The sequence below is a fragment of the Haliea sp. genome (genome assembly GCF_041395985.1).
Classification (GTDB): domain Bacteria; phylum Pseudomonadota; class Gammaproteobacteria; order Pseudomonadales; family Halieaceae; genus Haliea.
Window position 1 is genome coordinate 317,141 of the sequence record NZ_JAWKZJ010000002.1, and the last position, 24,673, is coordinate 341,813.

General features: G+C 63.0%; 24 protein-coding genes and 2 tRNA genes. 13 read left to right on the top strand and 13 right to left on the bottom strand.

Annotated elements, in window-relative coordinates:
- Positions 1-5: 5 nt before the first annotated feature.
- Genes R3E49_RS05040 through R3E49_RS05060 form a run of 5 tightly spaced genes read left to right on the top strand, consistent with a single transcriptional unit; the run spans position 6 to position 5,969 of the window.
- Positions 6-950 carry a DUF58 domain-containing protein gene (locus R3E49_RS05040; protein WP_371294039.1) on the top strand — a complete coding sequence of 315 codons (945 nt, stop codon included), beginning with the start codon at positions 6-8 and terminating at the stop codon, positions 948-950.
- Positions 947-1,432 (top strand): DUF4381 domain-containing protein, encoded by a 486-nt coding sequence (locus R3E49_RS05045; RefSeq protein ID WP_371294040.1) that lies wholly within the window; start codon positions 947-949, stop codon positions 1,430-1,432. Before R3E49_RS05040 ends, R3E49_RS05045 begins: the two co-directional genes overlap by 4 nt.
- Positions 1,429-2,469 (top strand): VWA domain-containing protein, encoded by a 1,041-nt coding sequence (locus tag R3E49_RS05050; protein WP_371294041.1) that lies wholly within the window; start codon positions 1,429-1,431, stop codon positions 2,467-2,469. Before R3E49_RS05045 ends, R3E49_RS05050 begins: the two co-directional genes overlap by 4 nt.
- Positions 2,462-4,291 carry a VWA domain-containing protein gene (locus R3E49_RS05055; protein WP_371294042.1) on the top strand — a complete coding sequence of 610 codons (1,830 nt, stop codon included), beginning with the start codon at positions 2,462-2,464 and terminating at the stop codon, positions 4,289-4,291. Before R3E49_RS05050 ends, R3E49_RS05055 begins: the two co-directional genes overlap by 8 nt.
- Positions 4,275-5,969: a BatD family protein gene (locus tag R3E49_RS05060; RefSeq protein WP_371294043.1), complete on the top strand. Its 1,695-nt coding sequence runs from the start codon at positions 4,275-4,277 to the stop codon at positions 5,967-5,969. The genes R3E49_RS05055 and R3E49_RS05060 overlap by 17 nt, the downstream gene beginning before the upstream one ends.
- On the opposite strand, the gene pepN is transcribed toward R3E49_RS05060, so the two are convergent.
- The 6 genes from pepN to lipA all read right to left on the bottom strand — a co-directional run bounded on the left by pepN (position 5,970) and on the right by lipA (position 12,632).
- Positions 5,970-8,624 carry an aminopeptidase N gene (gene pepN / locus R3E49_RS05065; RefSeq protein WP_371294044.1) on the bottom strand — a complete coding sequence of 885 codons (2,655 nt, stop codon included), beginning with the start codon at positions 8,622-8,624 and terminating at the stop codon, positions 5,970-5,972.
- A gap of 8 nt (positions 8,625-8,632) precedes the next feature.
- A complete protein-coding gene (locus R3E49_RS05070; protein ID WP_371294045.1) occupies positions 8,633-9,463 on the bottom strand; it encodes a DUF2797 domain-containing protein in 831 nt (276 codons plus the stop codon).
- 1 nt (position 9,464) lies between these two features.
- Complete coding sequence (locus R3E49_RS05075) at positions 9,465-9,728, bottom strand: YeaC family protein (RefSeq protein WP_371294046.1); 264 nt, start codon at positions 9,726-9,728, stop codon at positions 9,465-9,467.
- 29 nt (positions 9,729-9,757) lie between these two features.
- Positions 9,758-10,633, bottom strand: a complete 876-nt coding sequence (locus R3E49_RS05080) for a rhomboid family intramembrane serine protease (protein WP_371294047.1) — start codon at positions 10,631-10,633, stop codon at positions 9,758-9,760.
- Positions 10,633-11,517 carry an NAD(+) kinase gene (locus R3E49_RS05085; protein WP_371294048.1) on the bottom strand — a complete coding sequence of 295 codons (885 nt, stop codon included), beginning with the start codon at positions 11,515-11,517 and terminating at the stop codon, positions 10,633-10,635. The genes R3E49_RS05080 and R3E49_RS05085 overlap by 1 nt, the downstream gene beginning before the upstream one ends.
- Positions 11,518-11,636: 119 nt before the next feature.
- A complete protein-coding gene (gene lipA / locus R3E49_RS05090; protein ID WP_371294049.1) occupies positions 11,637-12,632 on the bottom strand; it encodes a lipoyl synthase in 996 nt (331 codons plus the stop codon).
- Between the two features lie 167 nt (positions 12,633-12,799).
- Here lipA and R3E49_RS05095 point away from each other — a divergent pair, with 167 nt between their 5' ends.
- The gene (locus R3E49_RS05095; RefSeq protein ID WP_290739066.1) at positions 12,800-14,203 is read left to right on the top strand and encodes an MBL fold metallo-hydrolase RNA specificity domain-containing protein; all 1,404 of its coding nucleotides are present in this window, start codon (positions 12,800-12,802) and stop codon (positions 14,201-14,203) included.
- A gap of 42 nt (positions 14,204-14,245) precedes the next feature.
- Here the strand turns inward: R3E49_RS05095 and R3E49_RS05100 are convergent, their stop codons facing one another.
- Positions 14,246-15,238 carry an aromatic ring-hydroxylating dioxygenase subunit alpha gene (locus R3E49_RS05100; protein WP_290739063.1) on the bottom strand — a complete coding sequence of 331 codons (993 nt, stop codon included), beginning with the start codon at positions 15,236-15,238 and terminating at the stop codon, positions 14,246-14,248.
- A gap of 295 nt (positions 15,239-15,533) precedes the next feature.
- On the opposite strand from R3E49_RS05100, the gene R3E49_RS05105 reads away from it, so the two are divergent.
- The 4 genes from R3E49_RS05105 (at position 15,534) to R3E49_RS05120 (ending at position 19,340) form a co-directional block, all read left to right on the top strand.
- Positions 15,534-16,787 carry a thiolase family protein gene (locus R3E49_RS05105; protein WP_290739060.1) on the top strand — a complete coding sequence of 418 codons (1,254 nt, stop codon included), beginning with the start codon at positions 15,534-15,536 and terminating at the stop codon, positions 16,785-16,787.
- Complete coding sequence (locus R3E49_RS05110; RefSeq protein ID WP_290739057.1) at positions 16,784-17,191, top strand: Zn-ribbon domain-containing OB-fold protein; 408 nt, start codon at positions 16,784-16,786, stop codon at positions 17,189-17,191. Before R3E49_RS05105 ends, R3E49_RS05110 begins: the two co-directional genes overlap by 4 nt.
- Before the next feature lie 107 nt (positions 17,192-17,298).
- Positions 17,299-18,066: a crotonase/enoyl-CoA hydratase family protein gene (locus R3E49_RS05115; protein WP_290739054.1), complete on the top strand. Its 768-nt coding sequence runs from the start codon at positions 17,299-17,301 to the stop codon at positions 18,064-18,066.
- 41 nt (positions 18,067-18,107) lie between these two features.
- Complete coding sequence (locus tag R3E49_RS05120; RefSeq protein WP_290739051.1) at positions 18,108-19,340, top strand: acetyl-CoA C-acetyltransferase; 1,233 nt, start codon at positions 18,108-18,110, stop codon at positions 19,338-19,340.
- Positions 19,341-19,390: 50 nt separating this feature from the next.
- Here R3E49_RS05120 and R3E49_RS05125 read toward each other — a convergent pair.
- Positions 19,391-19,467 (bottom strand) — tRNA-Asp (locus R3E49_RS05125).
- A gap of 17 nt (positions 19,468-19,484) precedes the next feature.
- Positions 19,485-19,560, bottom strand: a tRNA-Val gene (locus R3E49_RS05130).
- Positions 19,561-19,751: 191 nt separating this feature from the next.
- Between R3E49_RS05130 and queD the strand changes: the two genes are divergently transcribed.
- Positions 19,752-20,108 (top strand): 6-carboxytetrahydropterin synthase QueD, encoded by a 357-nt coding sequence (gene queD / locus R3E49_RS05135; protein WP_371294050.1) that lies wholly within the window; start codon positions 19,752-19,754, stop codon positions 20,106-20,108.
- A gap of 431 nt (positions 20,109-20,539) precedes the next feature.
- On the top strand, positions 20,540-21,184 hold the full coding sequence (locus R3E49_RS05140) for a LysE family translocator (RefSeq protein ID WP_371294051.1): 645 nt from the start codon (positions 20,540-20,542) through the stop codon (positions 21,182-21,184).
- Here the strand turns inward: R3E49_RS05140 and R3E49_RS05145 are convergent.
- Together R3E49_RS05145 and R3E49_RS05150 are read right to left on the bottom strand one after the other, a co-directional pair.
- Positions 21,181-21,507 carry a DUF3301 domain-containing protein gene (locus R3E49_RS05145; RefSeq protein ID WP_371294052.1) on the bottom strand — a complete coding sequence of 109 codons (327 nt, stop codon included), beginning with the start codon at positions 21,505-21,507 and terminating at the stop codon, positions 21,181-21,183. The two genes, R3E49_RS05140 and R3E49_RS05145, sit on opposite strands and share 4 nt — an antisense overlap.
- Positions 21,508-21,540: 33 nt before the next feature.
- Positions 21,541-22,311, bottom strand: coding sequence for an alpha/beta fold hydrolase (locus tag R3E49_RS05150; RefSeq protein WP_290739040.1), 771 nt, complete (start codon positions 22,309-22,311; stop codon positions 21,541-21,543).
- Positions 22,312-22,374: 63 nt separating this feature from the next.
- Between R3E49_RS05150 and R3E49_RS05155 the strand changes: the two genes are divergently transcribed.
- Positions 22,375-23,160 (top strand): hypothetical protein, encoded by a 786-nt coding sequence (locus R3E49_RS05155; protein WP_371294053.1) that lies wholly within the window; start codon positions 22,375-22,377, stop codon positions 23,158-23,160.
- 24 nt (positions 23,161-23,184) lie between these two features.
- Here R3E49_RS05155 and R3E49_RS05160 read toward each other — a convergent pair whose 3' ends face one another.
- Positions 23,185-24,000 (bottom strand): crotonase/enoyl-CoA hydratase family protein, encoded by an 816-nt coding sequence (locus tag R3E49_RS05160; RefSeq protein WP_371294054.1) that lies wholly within the window; start codon positions 23,998-24,000, stop codon positions 23,185-23,187.
- A 35-nt stretch (positions 24,001-24,035) separates the two neighbouring features.
- Positions 24,036-24,593, bottom strand: a complete 558-nt coding sequence (locus R3E49_RS05165; protein ID WP_371294055.1) for an NAD(P)H nitroreductase — start codon at positions 24,591-24,593, stop codon at positions 24,036-24,038.
- Positions 24,594-24,673 lie beyond the last annotated feature (80 nt).

Here is a 24,673-nt window from a genome sequence, read left to right on the forward strand (position 1 = left end):
CCCAGGTGAGCATCGCCGATGCCACAGGGCCCGCGACCGGCGCCTACGCAACACTCGATGCACTGATCGGGTTGCGCTTTTCCGCTGCGCATCTGAGCCTGTCTCGCCGCACCAGGGCGCTGGCGGCCCTGACCGGGCCGAACAAGGCCAATTTCCGCGGTCGCGGCATTGATTTCGAAGAGGTGCGCACTTACCAGGCGGGCGATGATATCCGTACTATCGACTGGCGTGTCACCGCCCGCACGGGCAGCGCTCACACCCGGGTATTTCGCGAGGAGCGCGAACGGCCGGTGCTCGTCGTCGTCGACCAACGGCAGCACCTGTTTTTCGGGTCGCACTGCTGCTTCAAGTCGGTGCTTGCCGCTCACCTCGCCGGACTGCTCGCCTGGAGCGCACTGGGCAACGGCGATCGGGTTGGCGGTGTCGTCTTCAACGAAGCGTCCCATCAGGAGGTACGGCCCAGGCGCAGCCGCAAAACGGTGCTGGCCCTGCTCTCACACATCGTCAACTTCAACGCGCAACTGCCCGATATCAGGCGGCAGCATCCACCCCGTGGCTTGGCCGCCATGCTGGAGACACTGCGCCACATCGCCCGACCGGGAACCAGCCTCTATCTGATCAGCGACTTTCATGATGCGGCAGAGCCCGCCGTGCGCGAGCACCTCTTTCGTCTGGCACAGCACACGGAGATTACGGCCATCGCCTGCAGCGACCCTCTGGAGTCCATGCTGCCGCCACCCGGCCGCTACGCCGTCACCGATGGCTCGCGCAGAGCCGAACTGATCACCAGTGATCGTCAGTTGCGCGCCCGCTACACCGCCCTCGCCGCAGAGCGCACGGCGGCGTTACAGACGGAGCTGCAGCGGCTGGGGATTCCATTGCTTGCTGCCAGCACAGAAAACTCGCCTTTTCTGCTGCTGCAGCGCTATTTTGGGGAACCGCGCGCATGACGCCGCAAGACCCGCTTGCCGCCCTGCACCCCCTGCGCACGCCCGAGCCCATCGCGCTCTGGCCGCCTGCGCCGGGCTGGTGGCTTCTCGCAGCGCTGGGCTGCGCCGCGTTGGCCACGCTGGGCTGGCATGTGTGGAGGCGGCACAGACGCAACCGTTATCGACGTCTGGCGCGGGCCGAACTGCGCACCATCGCAGATCAGCATGCTGCCGGGCAGGATCCGGCAGCCACACTGTGTGCGATCAATGTGCTGCTCAAGGGCGTTTGCCTGCAGGTGTATCCACGACGCACCGTCGCAGCGCTGAGCGGCGCGGCCTGGCTGGACTTCCTGAATACGGAGTTTCTTGCAGCGGGCAGTGAACAGCGCTTTCCCGATGCCATCGCGCGGGCACACGCGGCCGACCCGGGATTCGTTGATGTTCCGGCCCTGCTCGCCTGCGCTGACGCCTGGTTGCGCCGACACCGGGGTGGCCGCGCATGATCACCTGGCTATGGCCCTGGATGGCGCTGCTGCTGCCACTGCCGTTGCTGATCCGGCGCTGGTTGCCGGCAGCGCGTAGCGAGGCGGCCGCGCTGCGCGCACCGTTTTTCGAGGACTGGCAGGCACTGGAGCAATCGCGCGGCAGTTTGGGGGGCACCACAGGCCTGCCTCCACTGGTTCTGCTCTGGCTGCTCTGGCTGTGCCTGCTCACCGCCGCCGCCCGCCCCACCTGGATTGGTGAGCCTGTGCAATTGCCCGCCAGCGGTCGCGACCTGATGCTCGCCGTGGATATCTCCGGCAGCATGCGGGTTGAGGATATGCAGGTCGGCAATAATCTGGTGCGTCGCGTGGACGCGGTGAAAGCCGTCGGCGCCGAATTCATCGAGCGTCGTCGCGGCGACCGGGTAGGGCTTATTCTGTTCGGCAGCAATGCCTACGTGCAATCTCCGCTGAGTTTTGATATCGCAACGGTGGAACGTTTCCTGCGTGAGGCCCAGATCGGTTTTGCTGGCCAGGAGACCGCCATCGGTGACGCCATTGGGCTCGCCGTCAAACGTTTGCGCGAACGCCCCGCAGAAAGCCGCGTGCTGGTCCTTCTGACCGATGGGCAGGACACTGCCAGCAGTGTTGACCCCATGGACGCGGCGCGGTTGGCCCAGGGCCTCGGTATCCGCGTGTACACGATCGGCATTGGTGCCGATCAGCTGGCGATTCCCGGTCTCTTCGGGTCCAGCTTTGGCAGCCGTCGCGTCAACCCGTCTGCGGATCTTGACGAGGAGAGCCTGCAGGCCATCGCCGAGATGACCGGAGGACGCTATTTCCGCGCGCGAGACCCGCAGGAGCTCGCCGGCATCTACCAGCTGCTCGATCAACTGGAGCCGGTGGAAGTTGACGCCGCGACCTATCGCCCGCGGCAGGCACTGGGTCACTGGCCATTGTTATTCGCCCTGCTCATCAGTTTCGGGCTTGCCGCGCGTCACCTGTGGCGACTGCGCGGCAGTGGCGCCCTGGTCACAGGGGAGACTGCCCGTGGATAACCCCGAGGTTTTCCTGCATTTCATGCGCCCTGCTTGGCTGCTCTGGGGCATTCCTGCCATTCCGCTGGCCTGGATGCTGTGGCGGCAGGGGCAGCGGGCCGGCGACTGGACGCGGGTTATCGACGCACGCCTGCTTTCTTACCTGGCACCCGATGCGGGGACCCGCGCTGGCCACCGCCGACGGGTACTCTGGTGCGCCCTGCTGGGGTGGCTGCTGGCCGCAGTTGCGGCGGCAGGGCCGAGCCTGAAGCAGATTCCACACCCGGTAGAGCAGGTGCAGGATGCACTGGTATTGGTTCTGGACTTGTCCTACTCCATGAAAGCTGCCGACCAGGCCCCCTCGCGACTGGACCGGGCACGGCAGAAACTGCTCGACCTGCTGCAGCAGCGCGACGAAGGCCAGACCGGACTGGTGGCCTACGCGGGCGATGCGCATGTGGTAACCCCGCTGACAGACGACACCGCAACCATTGCCAACCTGTTGCCCGCGCTGAATCCCGACATGATGCCCTTGCCGGGCAGTAATACCTCCGCCGCGATTGCGCTCGCGCTGGAGCTGTTGACCTCTGCAGGCACCACGCACGGGCGCCTGCTGTTGCTGACCGATGGCGTGAGCGATGACCAGAGCCGGCGTATCCAGGGGCTGCTGGAGGGCTCATCCGCCCGCCTTTCCATACTCGCCCTCGGCACCCGAAGTGGCGCCCCGATGCCGCTTCCCCGGGGCGGATTCGTGCGCGATGACAGCGGGGCGATTGTCATGCCTGGTCTGGATGAAAGCCAGCTTACAGTCCTGGCCGCCGCCACAGGTGGCCTTTACAGCAAACTGCGGGTTGACGACAGCGACCTGCGTTATCTGCTCTCCCAGCCAGTCCTCACCCGCGAAACACGCATCGCTGACAACCGCAGTGCAGACGCCTGGGAGGACCAGGGCTACTGGCTGATTGTTGCACTCCTGCCCCTCGGCCTCGCCCTCTTCCGCCGTGGCTGGCTGCTCACGCTCGTCCCCCTGCTGTTCTTCTTCCAACCGTCCCCCGCAGATGCCGGGGTCTGGGAAGATTTATGGCTGACACCGGACCAGCAGGGGCAAAAAGCGCTTGAAGCAGATGATCCGGAAAGCGCTGCTGCGCTGTTCAGGGACCCTGACTGGAAGGGCACCGCGGCCTACCAGAGTGGCGACTTTGACCTGGCCGCCGAGCTGTTTGCTGCAGAGGAAAACGCGGACAGCTGGTACAACCGCGGCAATGCGCTGGCGCGCAGTGGTCAGCTGGAGGCTGCCATGAACGCCTACCGGAAGTCACTGGAGCTGGATCCGGATAAGGACGATGCCAAAGCCAATCTGGCGCTATTGGAGAAGCTGCAACGTCAGCAGGAGCAGGCGCAAGAGCCCGGAGAATCCGCTGAACAGGAGCCTGGGAATTCGCCGCCCGAACAAGGCGGCGGCGATGCGGCTGACCCCTCTGACAAAGGAGAGGACGCCGCAGACGATGCGCCACCGCAGGACCCCGGCAGTGAGCCAGAGGGCAAACAGCGGGACCCGGACGAGAATGACAACGCAACGGCAGGTGCTTCACCGGAGGAGGAAACACCGCCGCAAGAGACGGCACAGCAACCGGCAGAAAACGAGCGGCCCGCGCAGCCTGGCTCACTGCAAAACGTTCCGGTACCCGAGTTGTCCATGGAGGAAGCCGAGCGCAATCAGGCTATGGAGCAGTGGCTGCGACGGGTGCCCGACGATCCCTCTGGATTGCTGCGTGAAAAGTTCCGCTATGAGAGTCGTAAACGGCAACAACAACCGGGGACAGGCAATGATGTTGAGTGGTAAGCGTTTCTGGGTGCTGCTGGTGCTTGCTCTGTGGCTGGCTCCAGTGCAGGCGGCGCTGGAAGTCGCTGTCGACCGGCAACAGGTGGCCCTCGGCGACAGCCTCAGGCTGGTCATTACCGCCACCGCGAACGAAGATCTCGACGCGCTGGACCTGCGTCGCTTGTTGGCGGATTTCGAGGTGCTGCAGCGCAGTAAAACGAGCAGCACCAGTATCATCAACGGCCAGCGCACCCAGACGCGACAACTCCTGCTTGACCTGAGCCCCCGACGCCAGGGGCTGCTGGCGATTCCGGGCCTGCGCATTGGCGCCTCGACCAGTGAGCCCATAGCCATCGAGGTGGGGCCGCCACCCGAGCCCACTGACAGTGAGGAGACCGTCGTGGTCACCGCTGAAGTCGATCGCGATGCCGTGTATGTACAGGGGCAGCTGCTGCTCACCGTGCGTATTCAGCAGGCGATTAACCTGGATTCCCGCAGCGTCAGCGAGTTGCAGCTCGACAATGCCTATGTGCAGCCCCTGGAGCAGAACTCCTTTCAACGCACGATAGACGGCCGACCCTGGCTGGTGCATGAAATACGTTACGCGATCTTCCCGGAACAGAGTGGCACGCTGGTTATCCCGGCTCAGGTGTTTTCCGGCCGTGAGAGTGCCGGCCGACGCAGCGTATTTGACTTCGGTACGGGCGGGCGTCAGATCCAGCGCCGCACCGAGCCGGTGACCGTGCGCGTACTGCCGCGACCCAGCGGATTCCCCGCCGACGCCACCTGGCTGCCTGCGAGCAATCTGAGCATCGAGGAATCCTGGTCCACAGCGCCGGAATCACTGCAGGTGGGCGAGTCGGCAACGCGTACCATCACCCTGCGTGGCGAGGGCCTGCAGGGTGCGCAGCTGCCTCCGGTGACATTTACCACCCAGGAGGGCCTGCGCTATTACCCGGATCAGCCCGACGTGGTAGACAGCGAGTCCGGCAGCGGGCTGGTCGGGCAGCGCCGGGACAGCGCCGCGCTGGTAGCCAGCCGCGCCGGAGACTTCACGCTCCCCGAGCTTCGCATCCCCTGGTGGGATGTCGAGCAGGAGGTACTGCGCTTCGCCGTGGTGCCCGAGCGCAGGATTACGATCGCCGCGGCTGCGACGTCACGTGGCGCGCAGGCATCGGCGGTACCCGCCGATGCAACGTCCCCGCAGGCACTTCCCTCCAATGCATCGACGTCGGCTGCGGCACAAGGCCTGCTCTGGCAGAGCCTGGCAGTGGTCTTTGCAACACTCTGGCTGGCGACTGTGTTCCTGCTCTGGCGGCGGCGCCCGGTGTCCACACCACAGGCCGAGCCGGACCCGCGCGCAGCTGGCAGCGAGACGCGTGCCTTCAAGCACTTACAGGCCGCCTGTGCCAGCGACAGCGCGGCGGCTGCGCGCGTGGCGCTGATCGACTGGGCCCGGACCGTACTCGGCGCCGACCGGCCCATACGCACTGCAGACATAGCCCGTCAGTTCGGAGACCCGACACTGACACAGGCCATTGCAGATCTGGAAGAGGCACTCTATCGGCGCGGGGCCAATCCCTGGCGCGGCACGGAACTTGCCGCCGCTGTCACCGCGCTGCGGCGTCAGCAGCCCGGTGAAAAAAACGGCAGCCACAGTGCATTCCCCCTCTACCCGGCTGCGAAGCCCGCCCGCTGATCAGTCTCCGAGCGACTTCTGCAGAACCTCAAACACATCGGGAGACAAGCCGGGTAACGCGGACAGCCCGACGAGTACGGCGCGCATCTGCTCACCCCTGTCCCGGTACTTGCGCCAGCGCGTAAGCGGCGCAAGCATACGCGCCGCCAGCTGCGGATTCAGGGCATTGAGCTGTGTAACCTTGTCCGCCAGCAGACGGTACCCAGCGCCGTCCGCCCGGTGGAAGGCGACCGGGTTGCCATTGGCGAACGCGCCGATGAGGGCGCGCACCTTGTTGGGATTGTGCAGATCGAACGCCGGGTGCGGCACAAGCCCCTGCACGCGTTCGAGCGTATCAGGCACGGGAACCAGGGCCTGCAGCTGCAGCCATTTATTCACCACCAGGGGTTCGTGCTCCCAGTCGCGGTAAAACTGTTGCAGAGCCGCATCGCTGCGGTCATCGCGACCGTGGAACGCCAGGGCTTGCAGGGCAGCAAGCCGGTCGGTCATGTTAGTGGCCTCCCGGAACTGGGTGGCGGCCAGTGCCAGACCCTCAGCGGTGCCTAGCGCGAGGTAATCCAGGCATAGGTTACGCAGGCGGCGCGCGCCTGTCTGCGCCGCATCGGGCGCGTAGGGCGCCGTGCTCTGCAAACGCTGGTAGCAGGCCTGCAGCGCCTCCCTGTGCGTTGTGGCAATGGCATAACGCACCGCCTGCCGAGCGGCATGGATGGCGTCGACATCCGCCCCACCCGCCTCCGCCGCGAGGTCTGCCAGATACGTTTCGCTGGGCAGCGTGATCATCTCCGCGACCAGCGCGGGATCCAGCGCAGGATCCTGCAAGAGCTGCCCGCAGGCCTCCAGATAGCCCGATTCCACGTCGATTGCGTCACCCGCCGTGTAGGCGGCCTGCCCCTGCGCGATCACCCGCAACGCGTATTGCTGGGCCGCGTCCCAACGCACGAAGCCATCCGCCTCGCGATTCATGAGGGCGCGCAGATCGTCACTGGAGTAGGCATACTCCAGGCGCACCGGGGCGGAGAAGCCGCGCAGCAGCGCGGGCACAGGCGCTTCGCTGACCTGTTCGAACACAAAGGTTTGCTCGGGCTGGTTCAGCACCAGCACCCGGTGGGTTTGCAGGGCTGAGGCCGGGTCGTCTGTCGCCAGACGAAGCGGCAGGTTACCCGCGCTCCCCAGCAGGCCCAGCGCGACCGGAATCATCATCGGCAATTTCACCGGCTGTCCGGGTGTGGATGGGCAGGACTGTCGCAGGGTCAGATGAAACTGCTGTGCCTCCGGGTCATAGGCACCTTCAGCGGACAGTACCGGGGTGCCGGCCTGTGAATACCAGAGCCGGAACTGCTGCAGGTCTACGCCGGAGGCGTCTTCCATGGCTCGCACAAAATCTTCGCAGGTGACGGCCTGTCCGTCGTGACGCTGAAAATAGAGGTCAGACCCGGCGCGGAAGCGTTGTGCTCCCAACAGGGTATGTATCATGCGCACGACTTCCGCGCCCTTCTCGTAGATCGTAGCGGTGTAGAAATTCGAAATCTCGATAAAGGACTCCGGTCGCACCGGATGCGCCAGTGGACCCGCGTCCTCCGCAAACTGGGTGTTGCGCAAGTCATTGACCTCGGCCACCCGTTTAACGGTGGGTGACCCCATGTCTGCCGAGAAACTTGCGTCCCGGAAGACCGTAAAACCCTCTTTCAGGCTCAGCTGAAACCAGTCGCGGCAGGTCACCCGGTTCCCCGACCAGTTGTGAAAGTACTCGTGGGCAACAATTGCCTGCACTCTCTGGAATTCGCTGTCTGTGGTCACCTCCGGGCTACACAAAACACAGGAGCTGTTGAAAATGTTCAGCCCCTTGTTTTCCATCGCGCCCATATTGAAGTCGTCGACCGCGACGATATTGAAAATATCCAGATCATACTCACGCCCGTACACCGCCTCGTCCCAGCGCATGGACTGCTTCAGCGAAAGCATGGCGTGGTCGCATTTATCGAGGTCTTTCTCCTCCACGTAAATGTGCAGAGCCACCTTGCGACCGCTCGCGGTGACAAACCGGTCATCGACACTGCGCAGATCGCCGGCCACCAGCGCAAACAGGTAGGCGGGTTTGGGAAAAGGATCGTGCCAGTGCGCCCGGTGGCGGCCATTGCCCAGGGCACGCAAGGACACCGGGTTGCCGTTGCTGAGTAACACCGGGTAGCGCGTGGCATCCGCTTCCACCGTCACATCAAACACCGCCATTACGTCCGGGCGATCCAGGTACCAGGTGATCTTGCGGAACCCTTCCGCCTCACACTGTGTACAGAACATACTGCGCGACTTGTACAGGCCTTCGAGCGCTGTGTTGTTCTGGGGCTGAATGCGGCATTGCGACTGCAGCCTGAACGCGTCGGGCACCTGCCCGATGCGCAGACCTGCATCATCCAGCACATAGTCTTCCGGCGACAATGCGCGACCGTCGATCGCGAGGGACACCAGTTCCAGTTGCTGGCCCTGCAGTTCCAGTGGATTAGCGCCCGTGACCGCCGGGTTACGCCGTATGTGCAGGCAGGCACTCACCAGCGCGTGATCCTCATGCAGGTCAAACGCGAGCTCCGTGCGCTCGATGAAAAACGCAGGTGGCTGATAGTCACGCAGGTAGACTGCGCCGGGCTTTGCGTCGCGCATGCGAATCCTCAATGTTCCGTGAGGGCGACCTGATAGCCGCCGAATTTACGCAGGTTGATGACACCGGTATCAAATAGCAGGTACTGGCCCTTGATGCCCTGCAGCGTACCCGAGACCCGGGGCGTCTTGTCGAAGTTGAAGGAGGACACTTTGCCGGGATAGGCCAGCACCGGGTAGTCGATCAGTGTTTCCTGCGCTTGCAGAGGCGCTATCGCCTGCAGGCCATGAGCGCCTTGCAACTCCGCAATACCCGAGGCACAGGCTTCCATCAGGCGCTGGCGCTCGGATGCCAGATCCGCTGGATCGGCAGGGCCTTTCAGCATGGCCTGCCAATTGGTCTTGTCAGCGACGTGACCCTTGAACAGGCTTTCGACGAGACCCGACTGGAAGCGGCTGGCGACCCGGAAAATCGGCAGCGCCTGCGTGGCTCCCTGATCCATCCAGCGGGTGGGTACCTGACTGTGCCGCGTGATACCCACCTTGAGACCGGATGTGTTGGCGAGATAGACAATGTGATCGATCATGCAGTTCGCCAGCCCCCACTCGGGTTCGCGGCAGGTGCCCTGGTCGTAGTGGCACTTCTCGGGACTCATGATGCAACTGTCACACTGCGCAAGCCGACGGAAACACGGGTAACAATAACCCTGGTTGAAGCTCTTGCTGGTCAGGCGATCGCAGTGGATGCAGTGAATTTCACCGAGGTATTCCAGGGTAAGAGACTTACCCAACAAGTCGTTCAGCGGCAGGCGCGCATCACCCAATACCAGCGTGTAGGACACGGGCTGGCTCAGTTCGGTGGCCATTTTGCGCAGCGCGCCGCGCGCCAGCTCCTGCCCCATGTCACTGCCCCTCCTGCGAATCACGCCAGCGCAGGGGCTCGGGATCATCGCAGGTATCGCGGGCTTTGCTGCCCTTGTCGATGTAGCCGATCCGCTGCTCCGGCGGCAGATGCAGCTCCCCCCAGGCAATCAGCGCCTGCATGGCATGAGCGCGCTGCTCCGGCGTAACCGGGCGGCCGTCGGGCCAGCGCCCCAGCTCCACGGAGCGTCGCATGCTCTGGTAGATCTCCGGCGACAGCTGTTTGATGATGTCCTGGTAATTCATGACGGCCCCGGCTGCGGCAAAAGCCCTGATTATAACCGTCCGGACGCTCCGCTGTCGCCGCTGCGCCGCGCCAGCAGCGCAAGAAACACGCCAAGCAGCGCGCCCGACAACAGGCCAGCAACGTGCGCGGCGTTGGCGATGGCGCCGAAACCGAGCACCTCAACCACCCCAGCGATACAGAGCAGCAACCACCCCACCATCAGCAACATGATGGGACGACTGGGTTCGAAACCCCAGGCAGGTTGCAGGCGTGCTCCGCAAAAACTGAAGCCGAGCAGACCATAAACCACACCGGACATGCCGCCAAAGATGGAGGGCCCGCCAAACAGGTACTGGGAGCCATTCGAGACCAGCGCGATGCAGATGAACAGCCCCAGCATGTGTACCGAGCCCAGGCGCCGCTCGATCCTGGCACCCAACTCCCATAGCCAGAGGCTGTTGAACACGATATGCAACCAGCCAAAGTGCAGGAACGCCGGGGTGAGCAGGCGCCAGTACTCCCTGCCCATTTCCCCAAAGCGCAGGCTATCGCCGCTGATAACAAACGGGGTGAAGGTGAACAGGGACAGTCGCTGCGCGGAGGCTCCGAGATACACCAGCAGGAACCCTGCCACGCTGAGCAATAGCAACAGCAGCGTAACCGGTGCCTCGCGCCAGACACCCCGCCCCAGCCGCGACTGGGCATGCGAAGGGGCTGCACGCAGCTCAAGCTGGATGTCACCGGCCCGCCAGGCGGCATAAACGGCGCTCGCCGCCTCCACCTGGGATGGGTCTGCCACCTCCAGCACCTGTTCCCCGCCGGCCTCGTAGACGCGGCAGCGCACACCTTGTTGCTGCAGGAACACAACCACCGGGCGCAAATCCTCTCCCGCGGGTGCCCGCAGCACGACATGCCCCTCGTGCATCAGTTCACCAGCGCCGTATTCCAGCGCAGTTTATCGCGGCAACTGGCATAGAAACTGTGACCCAGCGGGTGCAGCAGCGTGAGCCGGTGTGGCTTCTTGGTGACCAGTACGGAATCGCCGGGACGGGCAGTCATGTTGACCTGTCCATCGCAGGTGACGGGCGGATGAATCCGGTTGCGCTCGAGAATATCGAGGCGAATCTCACTGTTCCCGTCCACGACGATGGGCCGGCTGCTGAGCGCGTGAGGAAACATCGGGACAAGGACCACCGCGTCCAACGTGGGGTGCATGATGGGACCACCCCCGGACAGCGAGTAGGCCGTTGACCCGGTGGGTGTGGAAATGATCAGGCCGTCAGCCCGTTGCCGGTACACGAAAACGCCGTTGATCGACAATTCGAACTCGATCATCTGCGCGGATGTTCCCGAGTTGACCACGACGTCATTGAGCGCATCCGCCCGCCCTACCGTCTTGCCGTCACGCACCACGCGGGCATCGAGCAGAAAGCGGCTTTCGCGGGTGTACTCGCCGGCCAGCACCGCGGGGACCTGCTGGGCAATGTCGTCAGGGCTGATATCGGTCAGAAAGCCGAGGCGCCCGCGGTTGACCCCGAGCACCGGTGTTTCATATTTGGCCAGGGTACGCGCCGCGCTCAGCAGGCTGCCATCGCCCCCGACCACGATGACCAGATCGCTGTCCTCACCGATGGCATCGAGGCTGGCGCGGGGGATGGATTGGTCTGCCACCAGCTCGGCAAGACGCGACTCCAGCACCAGATCCTTGCCCAGCGCCTGCAGCAGATGCACCAGCTCGTCCAGAACGTCGGTCAGCCCCTCCTGCTGGCTGCGGCCAACCAGCCCAATCCTGTCGAATTTCGTGTGCATGACCACCCCTACCTGCCCTGTGCTACGCGGGCAACATTATACCCACGTAAAATCGGCGCGGGATAACCACGGAAAACCGGCGCAGGCTCGCGGAGACGCCGCTGCCCGCTTTACCAGACTCAGGGCCGGCTGAGCCCCACGTTGTTTTTTTCCAGAACCTGCTCCGCGCGATAGCTGGAGCGCACGAACACACCGGACACCACCTCGAGGAAGCCCTTGTCCAGGCCCCACTGGCGGTACTTCTCGAAATCCTGTGGCGACACATAGCGCTCGATGGGGTAGTGATTGATCGTGGGCTGCAGATACTGCCCGAAAGTCAGAATATCCACGCCGGCTGCGCGCAAATCATCCATCGCCTCGAGGATCTCGTCTTCACTTTCCCCAAGACCGAGCATGAGGCTGGTTTTCGTGAGCACATCAGGCCGATACTGCTTGGCGTGGGCCAGCACGGCAATGGTCTGTTCATAGCTGGCCCGGGGATCACGCACCGGGTGGGTCAGTCGACGCACCGTTTCGACGTTCTGTGCGAAGACTTCGATGCCCGAATCGAGGACCGTCTCCACATCGGCGAGTACACCCAGAAAGTCAGGGGTGAGGGCTTCCACGGCAGTCTCTGGATTCTCCAACTTCACCGCGCGTACGCAGGCGGCGTAGTGCCCGGCTCCCCCGTCCGGCAGATCATCACGATTCACCGACGTCAGTACCACGTACTTGAGGCCCATCAGCTGCACGGAACGGGCGGTGTTGGCGGGCTCCTCAGGGTCGAGCCAGCCTCGCGGATTACCGGTGTTGACCGCGCAAAAGCGACAGGCACGGGTGCACACGTCACCCATCAGCATGATGGTGGCGGTGCCGGCACTCCAGCACTCACTCATGTTGGGGCACTTGGCTTCTTCACAGACGGTAGCGAGCCGGTGCTCATGCACGATGGACCTTACGCGGTCGTAGGTGGCACCGCCGCGCACGCGAATGCGCAACCACTCCGGCTTGGGCAGGCGAGCGCCGGCGGTTGCAGCGGTTTTGATACCGTCTTTGATGGCGGTAATGCCCCGTTCATTGACGTACTTGCCACCGCTGGGCACCTGCACCAGGGGTATCAGTTTGTTATCTGCCATGTTGCTGTCCTGTCGCCTGTGCTTGAGCGGCCTGGCCCTGCCCGCAAGCCAACAATTATAGCCGACTCCTGCATCCCGCGCAGGGCCCCTTGCGAGGGGCAGAGGGAGCAGACGCCTGCATGTGGCCCGAGGTACAATCAGCGCAACGTAGTGCAAAGAGAGCGATTATGGCAACCCTCACATTTTACGGCGCCGCGCAGGAAGTCACGGGCTCCTGTCACCTGCTGGAATCCAAGGCCTGCGGGCGGGTCCTTCTGGATTGCGGCCTGCGCCAGGGCGGCGATGCGGTCGAGCGTATCCACAACGAACGCTTCAGCTTTCGCCCCGACAGTATTGACGCTGTCGTCCTGTCCCACGCCCATCTGGATCACTGCGGGATGTTGCCGCTGCTGGTACACCAGGGTTTCCGCGGGCCGATTCACTGCACCCGCGCCACGGCGGATCTGCTGCCCATCATGTTGCACGACGCCGTCGGCCTCTATCTGCGCGACCTTGAGCGTGAAAACCTGCGGGCCGCGCGACGGGGTCGAAAAACCCGCGAACCGGTGTATGACGAGCAGGATGTCGAGCGGGTTCTCAAACAACTGGAGCCCAGTCGCTACCGCAAACCGTTCAAACTTGGCCAGCATTGCAGCGTTACCCTGCACGATGCCGGACACATTCTCGGTTCAGCGGTCGTGGAAATCGTGCTCACGGAGAATGCCACCGAAAAGCGGCTGGTCTTTTCCGGTGACCTCGGGCGCAAGGGTTCGGTACTGATGAACGACCCCGCCACGCTGGAGAAAGCCGATATCGTGCTCATGGAAAGCACCTATGGCGACCGGGATCATCGCTACGAGGATGATTCCATGGAGGAGTTTGCCCAGATACTTCACGAGACCTGGAACCAGGGTGGCAGCGTGATGATCCCCTCCTTTGCCGTCGGTCGCACGCAGGAAATTCTGTTCCACCTCGGGCGCCTGCACCACGCGGGCCAACTCGACAACTGGCAGGTATTTCTCGACAGCCCAATGGCCATCGAGGTCACCCGGGTCTACGACCGCTGGCTGGACATCATGGACGGGGAGGATATCCGCGAGCTGTCGGACGTACACAAGGAATCATTAGCCGACTTCCTGCCTCGCCTGCAGCTGACCGCCGATACGGAGCAGTCGATGGCCATCAATCGCATCAAGGGTGGCGCGATCATCATTGCCGGCAGCGGCATGTGCACGGGTGGTCGTATCCGTCATCACTTCAAACAGCGTATCTGGGACGATCGCAATACCGTGATATTCGCCGGGTTTCAGGCCCGCGGGACACTCGGCCGCCTACTGGTCGATGGCATGCAGACCGTCAAGCTGTTCGGTGAAGAGTATGCCGTCAAGGCGCGCATAGAGACGCTGGGCTGTTTCTCGGCGCACGCCGGACAGAGCGAGCTGCTGGCCTGGGCCGCGAATTTTGAGGAGTCGGCGCGACTGGTGCTGGTACACGGCGAACCGGACGCCCAGGACGCCCTCGCATCGCTGCTTTGGGAGCGACACCAACGACGGGCAGCGATACCCGCCGAAGGTGACAGTATTGCATTCTGAGGCCTTTCTGATGCTGGCCGCGAGAACCGCGGCCAGTCCAGATTACGCGGCGGTCGTGAAGGGCTCTGCGTAAAACTGGCCGTACCACTTGCGGAACCGCGCAATCGGGCCGTCGCCATCGCAGAGTACCGGTTGCGGACGGAACATCTTGTTTTCCCAGATGGGTTTGTCTTCATCCAGTTGCTTACAGATATCCCGGATGATCGCTGCGTTGACACCACCAGCCTTGACCTCGCCATCCACCAGCGGCTGCGTAAAAGCAAAGCGAACATGTACCGTTTCATCGTCGATGGGTGTCACATTACCCATCAGAAACGTGCTGGCGATACCCTCGAAACGCGTGAAGCCCTGCCCCGGACCGATATTCTTGGAGGTTATGCTGCCTTTCACCATACCCCGGGGCGTTTTCATATCCGCACGCTGCACACCCAGCGAGTAGTGCTGATCATAGGTCAGCTCAGTTTCCGGGAAGGTCGCGGTCTGGTGTACATAACGGAAGTGGGCAGAATCGGCACCATTCTCCGCCATCTCCTGGCAGGCCGTTTTGATAACCCATTCAAAGCGCTGCAGAGGCGCCCATTCAGCGCTGTTGGCCTCTTCAAAGGACTCCACCTCCCACAGGGGTGCAACCCCCTCGGGATGGTACCAGGCGTAGATCACCTGATTGTCCTCTACCACGGGATAGGACTCCAGGCACTGTTTGCCAACAACCTTGGGCGGCATGTTTTTCGCGTACGGGACATCGGTACAGTAACCCGCGGCGTCGAACTTCCAGGCGTGAAAGGGACAGACAATGCTTTCGCCTTCGATGCGCCCGCCCTGCCCACTGCTTTCATTGATGCCGTACCCCAGGTGTGCGCCGAGGTGGGGACAGTACGCATCGAGCAGTACCGCACGGCCCGATTCGGTGCGGAAGAGCACCATTTCACGGCCGAAGTAATTGACCGCGCGAGACTGCCCTACTGCGAGCTCATCGCTGTAGGAGACAACAAACCAGCCGAAGGGTATCGGCATCGGGGGACGTGGTTTCGGCATTGCAAACTCCTTGGCAACCGTGCGGACGCTGCGGCCCGGCTCACTAAAACTCAACAACCGATGATAGACGTTTTTGCCCGCGCGCTTAAACGGCGCGGTGCAAGTGCTTATACCGACTCGCACCCCGGTGGCGCGAAGGCTGGCGAATCGCCCGGAGGAACACGCAGGCTGACCAGTCGGCTTGCCCCGATAACGCGCCCCGGGCTAGTCTTCGCAGCCAGACTCTGAACTTCAGCAGGCTACGCATGCGCACAACCCGGCAGAACTTCCAGACGGCACAGCGGATCCGCCGCTGATGCCTGCATTATCGCTGCGGTCGCTCGCGCGCGCCACGTCGCTGCCCGCGGGCGGGACCGCGGAACCCCTGGAGGATATCCGCGGTATCGCAACCATCACCGGCGTGGGAGAAACCGCCGTGAGCGGGCCCTCAGGCCGCGACCCACGGCAGATGGCACTGGAAGCGGTGGCAGCAGCGATAGCCGATGCCGGCTTACAACCGCAGGACATTGATGGGCTGATGGTGTCCGGACACATCGCAGACCAGATCACGCCAGATGACTTCCACCGCCACTTTGGTACCCTGGGTCCTCTCTGGTTCAGCACCGAGGGCGGCGCTATGATCTGGGCTGCCACCTGCGCGCATGAGGCGGCAATGGCCATGCGCGCCAGGCGGGCCACGCATATCGTCAATGTGTTCGCAGTCGACTGGGCCACGCGCCGGGCCGCGGGCACAGGAACACCGGGAGACTGGCACGCCGGGGAAGACATGAAGGCACACCTTGAAGTGCCTCTGGGCTGGTACCCACAGCCTGTCTATTTCGCCACCTTCGCCCGGCGGTACATGCACGAGTATCAGCTCACCGAGGCACAGCTCGCCGCCATCCCGCTCACCTTTCGCCGCCATGCAAACGGACATCCTGGCGCGGTGATGCGGGATCGCGGCCTGACGCTGGAGGCCTACCTCGCCCGACCACCACTGGCGGGCCCATTACGACGCGAAGACTGCTGCCTGATTTCCGACGGTGCAGCGGCCTGGGTCATGAGTCCCTCGGAGCGCGCGGCGGACATGCCCCGGATTCCGATCCATATCGATGGTGTGGGGCACGGGCGAATCGCCGGTGCGCCCTACATCAGCCAGCAACTGGACCTGACCGCTACCCCGCAGGTTTTCGCGGCACCCTGGGCCTACGCCATGGCGGAAACGGCACCTGCCGAGGTCGACGTTATTGCCGTCTACGACTGTTTTTCCAGCACGGCGCTGATGCAGATTGAGGACCTGGGCTTCTGCCGCAAGGGCGAGGGCGGCAGCTTCGTGCAGGAAGATCGCCTGCACTATGCACGCACGCGGCGACAGGGCGGCATACCCTGCAATACGCACGGCGGGCTGCTGTCCCACGGCTATTTACTCGGTGCCTCCCACGTCGTGGAACTGGTGCGACAGCTGCGTGGTAGCGCCGCCAACCAGGTCACCGATGCGCAACGCGCTGTATATGCAGGATTTACCGCGGACGAAGCGGCCACACTGGTGCTGTCCCGGGGGGGCGCATGAACGGGCCCGATCTCGACCACCCGCTGGCCGGGCCATTCTGGTCGGCTGCAGCCCGGAAGGAGCTGCAGGTCACCTGGTGCGCCGCCTGCGACCGCGCGGTCTGGTACCCGCGTCCACACTGCCCGCACTGCGACGGAAACCTGCACTGGCGCAGGCTGTCCGGTGAAGCGTCGCTGATCAGCTGGTGCGAGGTCGCCGGAGGATTGAACCCGCAGTTCCGCGAAGCCTATACCTGTGCCCTGGTGAGCCCGCTGGAAGCACCGGATATTCGCATCGTCATGCGGGTGACTGAGAACACGACACCCGCCCTGCGCTGCGATATGCCGGGCCGCGTCGACTTCGTCTACCTGCAGCAGACCAACGGGGCACCCTATCTCGCCCCCGCCTTTACGCCCTACGCATAGTGCACCGGGCCGGTTACGCTTTGCGCCGCGGCGCAGTATGATCCGGACACCGGCGATCACTGAGGCTGGAACGCAACCTGAACTATTGACACGCATGGAGTGAACACATGTCCGAACACGTTGTAATGACCGACATTGACGATGGCGTCCTGACCATCACGCTAAACCGTCCGGCCGCAAAAAACGCGGTAAACAAAGCGGTAGCCGAGGGCATAGCCGCCGCTATCGACGAGCTTGAGAGTAATTCGGCGTTGCGCGTGGCGATACTCACCGGTGCAGGTGGCACCTTCTGCTCCGGCATGGACCTGAAAGCCTTCGTCACCGGCGAACTCCCCATCGTTGAAGGACGCGGATTTGCCGGTCTCTGCGAATATACACCCGCCAAGCCCCTGATCGCCGCGATCGAGGGCTATGCGCTGGCCGGCGGCTTCGAGCTGGCGATCAGTTGCGACCTGGTCGTCGCCGCTGATGATTCCAAGTTCGGCATTCCCGAAGTGAAACGCGGACTCGCGGCCGGCGCCGGTGGGCTGGTCAAGCTGCCCAAGCAGATTCCCTCCCGCATTGCCAAGGAACTGGCGCTGACCGGCGATTTCATCTCCGCACATCGCGCATTTGACCTGGGTCTGATCAACGAAGTGGTGCCCGCTGGCAGTGCGCTGGATGCTGCAAAAGCCCTCGCCCGCAAAATCGCCGCCAACGGCCCGCTGGCAGTCGCCCTGAGCAAACAGGTGGTGGACGGCGCCCAGGACTGGAGTAGCGACGAAATGTTCGCCAAACAGCAGGCCATCATTCAACCCATTTTCACCAGTGAGGACGCCATCGAGGGCGCCACCGCGTTCGCGGAGAAGCGCGCGCCACAGTGGAAAGGCCGCTGAACGCGGCACCCCGGAAACCACGATACTTGAGGACTATACCAATGTCAGAAGCATGGATTATCGATGCCTGCCGAACACCACGCGGCATCGGCAAAAAGGGCAAGGGCGCACTCGCCGACCAGCATCCGCAACACCTTGCGGCAACCGTCCTGCGCGCGCTCGCCGAGCGCAATCAACTGAACACCGCCGAAGTCGATGACATTATATTCGGCACCAGCACCCAGCGCGGCCAGCAGGGTGCGGACCTCGCCCGCATGGCAGCTCTGGACGCGGGTTACGACGTTCGCTCCTCCGGTGTGACCCTGGACCGGTTCTGTGGGTCAGGCATCACCTCGGTGAGCATGGCGGCCGCCTCGATCATGTCGGGAATGGAAGACCTGGTGATCGGCGGCGGCTGTGAAATGATGTCGACCTTTGGCAGCGACCCCAATCAGTCACCCTTTATCGACAGCGACAATCTGCGCCTGCGGGAGAAACACCCGCAGCCGCATCAGGGCGTGTGTGCTGACGCCATTGCCACGCTGGAAGGCATCGACCGACACGCGGTCGACAGCCTCGCCGCGCTGTCTCAGCAGCGCGCGGCACATGCCATCAGCAACGGCCACTTCGAACGCAGCCTGATTCCCGTCTATCGTCTCGACGGCAGCCTGGCGCTGGACCATGAAGAGTTCCCGCGCCCGAATACCACACTGGCAACCCTGTCGGAACTCAAACCCTCCTTTGAAGCGCTGGCAGACTACCCTCTGGACGAGGCCGGCACCACATTCCGCAAGCTGGTCAACCAGGCCTACCCCGACCTGAAGATCAACCACGTGCACCACGCCGGCAACTCCTCCGGTGTTGTAGACGGTGCCGCGGCTATCCTGCTGGCATCTCCCGCCTATGCGCAGGCGCATGGGATGAAGCCCCGGGCCCGCATTGTGGCCATGGCGAACATGGGTGACTCTCCCACGCTCATGCTCAATGCCCCGGTACCGGCCGCGCGCAAGGTACTGGCGAAAGCCGGCCTGCAGCTGTCGGACATCGACCTGTTCGAAATCAACGAAGCGTTTGCCGTGGTTGCGGAAAAGTTTATCCGTGACCTCAAGCTCGATCGGGAGAAGGTGAACGTCAACGGCGGGGCAATGGCACTGGGGCACCCGATTGGCGCTACTGGTTCCATACTGATCGGCACGTTGCTCGACGAACTGGAGCGCCAGGACAAGCAGTTTGGCCTGGTCACCATGTGCGCCGCGGGCGGCATGGCCCCGGCAATTATCATCGAGCGCATCTGAACGCGCGAAAGGCACAAAAAAAGCCACCCGAGGGTGGCTTTTTTTGTAATTGGCGGAGCGGACGGGGCTCGAACCCGCGACCCCCGGCGTGACAGGCCGGTATTCTGACCAACTGAACTACCGCTCCAGAAAGTCCTCGGTTGATGGTGGGTGGTGACGGGATCGAACCGCCGACCCTCTGCTTGTAAGGCAGATGCTCTCCCAGCTGAGCTAACCACCCCCTGACCGAGAACGCGCATTATAGAGATAAAAAAAAGGCTGTCAAACGTTCCGGAATAAAAATCGCGGATTTTTTCCAACGCTGAAAAAACCCGTGTTTGATAGTAATATTTCGCGTTTCCTCAATCCGTTTGCTGCGCGTTATGGCTGCTCTGGTCACGCATGGCAACACAACCCACAGGCTCTGGCTGCATGGACATCTACAAGGAGTTTCACTTCGAGGCGGCGCACCGCTTGCCCAACGTACCGGCAGGCCACAAGTGTGCACGTCTGCATGGCCATTCATTTCAGGTACGCCTGGTGGTGTCTGGTGAGGCCAGCGAGCCCAGTGGCTGGGTCATGGACTTCGGCGACATCAAGAGCGCCTTCAAGCCCATTCTCGAGCAGTTGGACCACTACTACCTGAACGACATACCCGGGCTGGAAAACCCCACCAGCGAGAATATTGCGCGCTGGATATGGAACGCCCTGAAACCCGAGTTACCGGAACTGGCGCAGGTTGAAATCCGGGAAACCTGCACATCAGGTTGCGTCTACCGCGGGCAATAGCGTGTCACCAACGCGTTACATCCCGGTAACATGAAAGTTTTTGGTTGACGTTTGCAAAGACACTATTGCCGAAGGGTTCCGTCGCGGGTCATGCAGATGTTACCCGCGAACACCGCTCCGCGCTGTTCCCGCGCCGGGCCGGGGGTTACCATTGGTAGCACACAAGGAAAAGGTTATGCACATTGGCCGCACTGCCGTCGTGCCCTGCAAGCTTAGCATGGGAACCCAATGCCGAGTATCAGGAATATTCTGTAAGTCATTGTAAATAAAGTTAAATTTAGGTTTGATTGTTTTTTAACCAATCTGTAACATGCCGCCCGACCACTGGGCTGAGGCCGGGATTAAACAAATTACTCACCGAGTTATCCACAGAATCTGTGGAAAAAAGATGAAAAAATGACCCTGTTACCCAACCCTGGAGCAAGACCTCAGTGGATGCCGTGACGTGGATATCGCTGCTGGGCATCTGCCTGCTGGGCGCCATGGCACCGGGACCCAGCCTGGCGGTCATCCTGCGCTGTACCGCGCGCGCCGGCCGCCGTGCCGGCCTCGCTGCGGCGCTGGCACATGCAGCGGCCATCGGCTGCTATGCGGCATTGACCGTGAGCGGCCTCGCCCTGGCCCTGCAGCGCTCGCCAGACCTGTTCACCGCCGTACAGACCGCCGGCGCAGCATGGCTGCTCTATCTGGGTCTTAGCGGCCTGCGCCAGTGGTCAGCCAGCGCCACGGCGACCCTGCAGGCCACTGCGGCCGCCCCACAGTCGCTGGCACAGTCAGCATCCGAGGGGTTTCTGGTGGCCCTCCTGAACCCCAAGGTCGGACTCTTCATGGTCGCCCTGTTCAGCCAGTTCCTGCCCGCTAGCCCCGGTATGGCGACGCAGGCCCTGATGACAGCCACGGTTATCGCGACGGACGCAGGTTGGTATTGCCTGGTGGCCTTCTCGGTGAGCCGACCGCGCTGGCTGGCCATTCTGCGCAGCAGAGCCTCCCTGATTGACCGGCTGCTCAACACCCTGCTGGCCGTACTCGGTGCCGCGATGCTACTGCACCTCGCCCGGCAAGCCCTGACAGGCTAATGCAGGGTGGTTTCCGGTTCGCGCACGATGATCGCCTGCAGGCGCTGCCCGAGCATGATGACGTAACCCTCATGGCGCTCGACACCATCAAAGCTGTAGTCGAACCGATACTGGCGCCAGACCCGCCAGCGACGCTGCTCATCGCGGCTCAGGGAGATGCGATTGAGATGCACAGTCTGGTCGAGCAGCTGGAAATCATCGCGCTTTCCCGCCCTGTCCACAGCGGCGACCGCCAGCTCCCGCACCCTGATCGAGGCCAGAAACCAGGTGCACAGGAGCCCCAGCAGCAGCAATGCAAAGACGTCGCCCAGCGTGAACAGCACCTTTAATGACCCCTGCCGCAGCTGCGCTGCATGTCAACCGTCAAGAAACGCAACCACACGCTGGTTGAAGCGCGTCGGCTGTTCGGCGTGCAACCAGTGCCCACACCCCGCGAGCGCCGTGATTTCCGCATTCGGGAACAGGGCCTCGATGTGCGGGCGATAGGCGTCCTGCACGTAGTCGGACAGCTCGCCGCGAATAAACAGCGTGCGGCCGTCAAAGGGCGCGACGGGCTCCGGTGCGGCAAGCAACGCCGGGTACTGCTCGCGTAGCACTCGGTGATTGAAGCGCCACCGGTAAACACCGCCCTCATCGCGCTGCAGGCTAAGCAGCAGGAACTGAATGACCGTGTCTTCTTTCAGGTGTTGCGCCATCACCTTCGCCGCGTCGGCGCGACTGCTGCAACCTGCCTCCGCCACCGCGGCGACGGCGGCGAACACAGCCTGGTGGGAGGGCGGATAGGCTACCGGCGCGATGTCCGCCACGACCAGTGCGTCGACCCGGTAGGGTGAATCCAGCGCCAGTTGCATCGCCACCTTGCCACCGAGGGAATGACCGACAAAGTGTGCCGTTTCAAGGCCCCTGTGGGTCATCCACCGGTCCACGGCCTGCGCCAGATCCGGTAAAGACATACTGTCGGTCCAGCGCGAGCGCCCATGGTTTGGCAGGTCCAGACTGTGCACCCGATAGTGATCCTGCAGCGCCCGGGACACGCCCCCCAGATTGCTGCCCATGCCAAACAAACCGTGCAAAAGCACCACGTCGGGGCCGTCACCCGCCACCGAGTCGAATACTTCAGCTGTCATTATCGCTGCCTCTCCCTCGAGATTTTGCTAGTATGGCCGCACTATAAACGAACTGGAGTCCTTATGCGTTATTTCCGGAGCGCGCGCCGTCTGGGCACTCTACTGCTACTGCTCGCAGGTCTCGTGGCCTGCGGCGGTGCCACGTACAACCCCACTGTATTCCCTTACGAGCTGGATGAGGAGCGCCTCGCCCAGACCAAAGTGAAAACTGTAGTGATCGCCCACGTCAACCTCGGCCCGCCCTCGCGCAGCTACCTTGAGAAAGAGGCCCCACGCATCGACGGCATGGTAGCCACCTACCTCAAGGACAACGGCTACAAGGTGATTCCCCAGCGCGAATTCACGCAGCACTGGAACACGGCCGTGCGCGCCTTCGGTGACCCGGTCGACCCGACCACCGGCCGCATGAACATGAACACCTTCGTACAGATCATGCAAAGCGTGCGCGATCAATTACGGGAAAATACTGAAGCAGACGCGGTCGTTTTCACCGACCTGCTGGAGTCCGAGGTACCGTTTTCCTCCGGGCTGAATCGTGTAGCCCGCTGGCACGGTGTCACCCGCAAACCGACATTGCAGGGCCCCGGCAGCGGTGTGTCCACTGAGTTTGACTGGAACCAGGGCGCCGCGGTGGCCTCGCTGCAGATCAGCATCTATGACATGGAACTGAAGCGTATTTTCGCCAGTGTCGGGGGTCTCGACGTCACGGATGCAATCGACTCGCGCTCGTCGGGCGGGCGTTTCGTGCGTCGGCGCAACATTCTGGAGAGCGATGCCTTCGTCAACGAGGGGATTGCCCTGGCGCTGCACCCCTTCGTGGAAATGGACGACTGGCCCGGCAATCCCTGAAGGCGCCGGGCAGACTGCGCGCAATCAATCCTCGAAGGTTGCCTGACGTTTGTTTGCCTGAGCCTCAACACCGGCCATCAGGTCGACCTGGCTAAGCATCCCCGCGTTCCAGGTAGCGATGTGATTCAAGCCGTCACGCACGCTGTGGTCGCGCGCGTACACAATCATCTCCTTGGTGCCGCGCACGGCCAGGGGTGACTTGCGCGCGATGCTGCGCGCAATCTCAGTCACCTCGCGCAGGAGCGTGGCCTGGTCCGGGTACACCCGGTTCACGAACCCCACCTCACGGGCTTCCTCAGCATCCATGTTGCGGCCGGTGTACGCCAGTTCACGCACGATACCATCGGCCACCAGCTTCGGCATGCGCTGCAGTGTACCCACGTCGGCGGTCATGCCGATGTCTATTTCGCGAATGGCGAACCACGCGTCCTCGGTGGCGTAGCGCATGTCGCAGCAGCAGACGAGATCCACACCACCGCCGATACAGGTATTGTGAATGGCGGCCAGAACCGGTTTGCGACACTGCTCGATGGCACTCAGGTTGTCCTGCATACGCAGCACATTGCGCCGGAACTCCTCGGCCTGCCGCGCCGGGTCGCTGGAGTGGCCCTTGATATCGCTGAACATGGCCAGATCCAACCCCGCACAAAAATGCCTGCCATTGCCTGACAGCACGACCGCGCGCACGCCGGGTTCGGCATCCAGCCATTCAAAGCAGGCCTGCAACTCGGGCCACATCACGGCATTCATCGAATTGGCCTTGTCGGGACGATTCAGTGCTACGGTAGCCACCTGCTGTTCAACCGTCAGGGCAAGGGTTTCAAATTCGGGTATCACCATCTGTACGTTTCTCCTCGTTAACTAACGCGCCGAACTCACCAGCGAATGACGAAATCAGACGTCTCAAGAGCCGGCAAGGTCTTGGCACTGCCATCCCGGGTGCCGATGTACAGGAACGACACCACCTCCTCCGCCGGCTCAAGCCCGAGCGCGGCGCCCACATAAGGATCGAAAGCGGCAGCGCCCGTGCGCCAGATGCCGGCGTAACCCAGCGCCTCGGCGGCGAGCAGAATGGCGTGCGCGGCGCACCCTGCCGACAGGCGCTGTTCCGACAGCGGCACTTTGGGATGCTCCTGCAGGCGGGCCACCACCACCACCAGCAACGGCGCCCGCAGTGGAGCGGTGCGCGCCTTCTCCCGCGCCGAACTGTGCGCCCCCGGATCCCGCTGCAGCAGGCAGCGCTCCAGCACCTCACCGAAATCCTCGCGCCGCTCCCCTTCTATGATGATAAATCGCCAGGGGCGCAGCCAGGCGTGATCCGGTGCTCGCAGGCCGGCCTGGAGCATCTGTTCCAACTCCTCGCCGGTGGGCGCCGGGGTTGTCAGGCGTGGAGCAGAATTGCGGGTCTGGAGGTGGTGCAGGACATCACTCATGGCAAAACTCGGGCGGCTTTTTGCAGGCGCACATGATAGCAGCAATCGACAGCCCGCTGACAAAACGACAAACCGGGCAC

Bases quoted from the DNA above. Each gene is read 5' to 3' on its own strand.
- R3E49_RS05045 (WP_371294040.1), top strand. From the start codon at position 947: ATGACGCCGCAAGACCCGCTTGCCGCCCTGCACCCCCTGCGCACGCCC.
- R3E49_RS05050 (WP_371294041.1), top strand. From the start codon at position 1,429: ATGATCACCTGGCTATGGCCCTGGATGGCGCTGCTGCTGCCACTGCCG.
- R3E49_RS05060 (WP_371294043.1), top strand. From the start codon at position 4,275: ATGATGTTGAGTGGTAAGCGTTTCTGGGTGCTGCTGGTGCTTGCTCTG.
- pepN (WP_371294044.1), bottom strand. From the start codon at position 8,624: ATGCGCGACGCAAAGCCCGGCGCAGTCTACCTGCGTGACTATCAGCCA.
- R3E49_RS05070 (WP_371294045.1), bottom strand. From the start codon at position 9,463: ATGGGGCAGGAGCTGGCGCGCGGCGCGCTGCGCAAAATGGCCACCGAA.
- R3E49_RS05075 (WP_371294046.1), bottom strand. From the start codon at position 9,728: ATGAATTACCAGGACATCATCAAACAGCTGTCGCCGGAGATCTACCAG.
- R3E49_RS05080 (WP_371294047.1), bottom strand. From the start codon at position 10,633: ATGCACGAGGGGCATGTCGTGCTGCGGGCACCCGCGGGAGAGGATTTG.
- R3E49_RS05085 (WP_371294048.1), bottom strand. From the start codon at position 11,517: ATGCACACGAAATTCGACAGGATTGGGCTGGTTGGCCGCAGCCAGCAG.
- lipA (WP_371294049.1), bottom strand. From the start codon at position 12,632: ATGGCAGATAACAAACTGATACCCCTGGTGCAGGTGCCCAGCGGTGGC.
- R3E49_RS05095 (WP_290739066.1), top strand. From the start codon at position 12,800: ATGGCAACCCTCACATTTTACGGCGCCGCGCAGGAAGTCACGGGCTCC.
- R3E49_RS05100 (WP_290739063.1), bottom strand. From the start codon at position 15,238: ATGCCGAAACCACGTCCCCCGATGCCGATACCCTTCGGCTGGTTTGTT.
- R3E49_RS05105 (WP_290739060.1), top strand. From the start codon at position 15,534: ATGCCTGCATTATCGCTGCGGTCGCTCGCGCGCGCCACGTCGCTGCCC.
- R3E49_RS05110 (WP_290739057.1), top strand. From the start codon at position 16,784: ATGAACGGGCCCGATCTCGACCACCCGCTGGCCGGGCCATTCTGGTCG.
- R3E49_RS05115 (WP_290739054.1), top strand. From the start codon at position 17,299: ATGTCCGAACACGTTGTAATGACCGACATTGACGATGGCGTCCTGACC.
- R3E49_RS05120 (WP_290739051.1), top strand. From the start codon at position 18,108: ATGTCAGAAGCATGGATTATCGATGCCTGCCGAACACCACGCGGCATC.
- queD (WP_371294050.1), top strand. From the start codon at position 19,752: ATGGACATCTACAAGGAGTTTCACTTCGAGGCGGCGCACCGCTTGCCC.
- R3E49_RS05150 (WP_290739040.1), bottom strand. From the start codon at position 22,311: ATGACAGCTGAAGTATTCGACTCGGTGGCGGGTGACGGCCCCGACGTG.
- R3E49_RS05155 (WP_371294053.1), top strand. From the start codon at position 22,375: ATGCGTTATTTCCGGAGCGCGCGCCGTCTGGGCACTCTACTGCTACTG.
- R3E49_RS05160 (WP_371294054.1), bottom strand. From the start codon at position 24,000: ATGGTGATACCCGAATTTGAAACCCTTGCCCTGACGGTTGAACAGCAG.
- R3E49_RS05165 (WP_371294055.1), bottom strand. From the start codon at position 24,593: ATGAGTGATGTCCTGCACCACCTCCAGACCCGCAATTCTGCTCCACGC.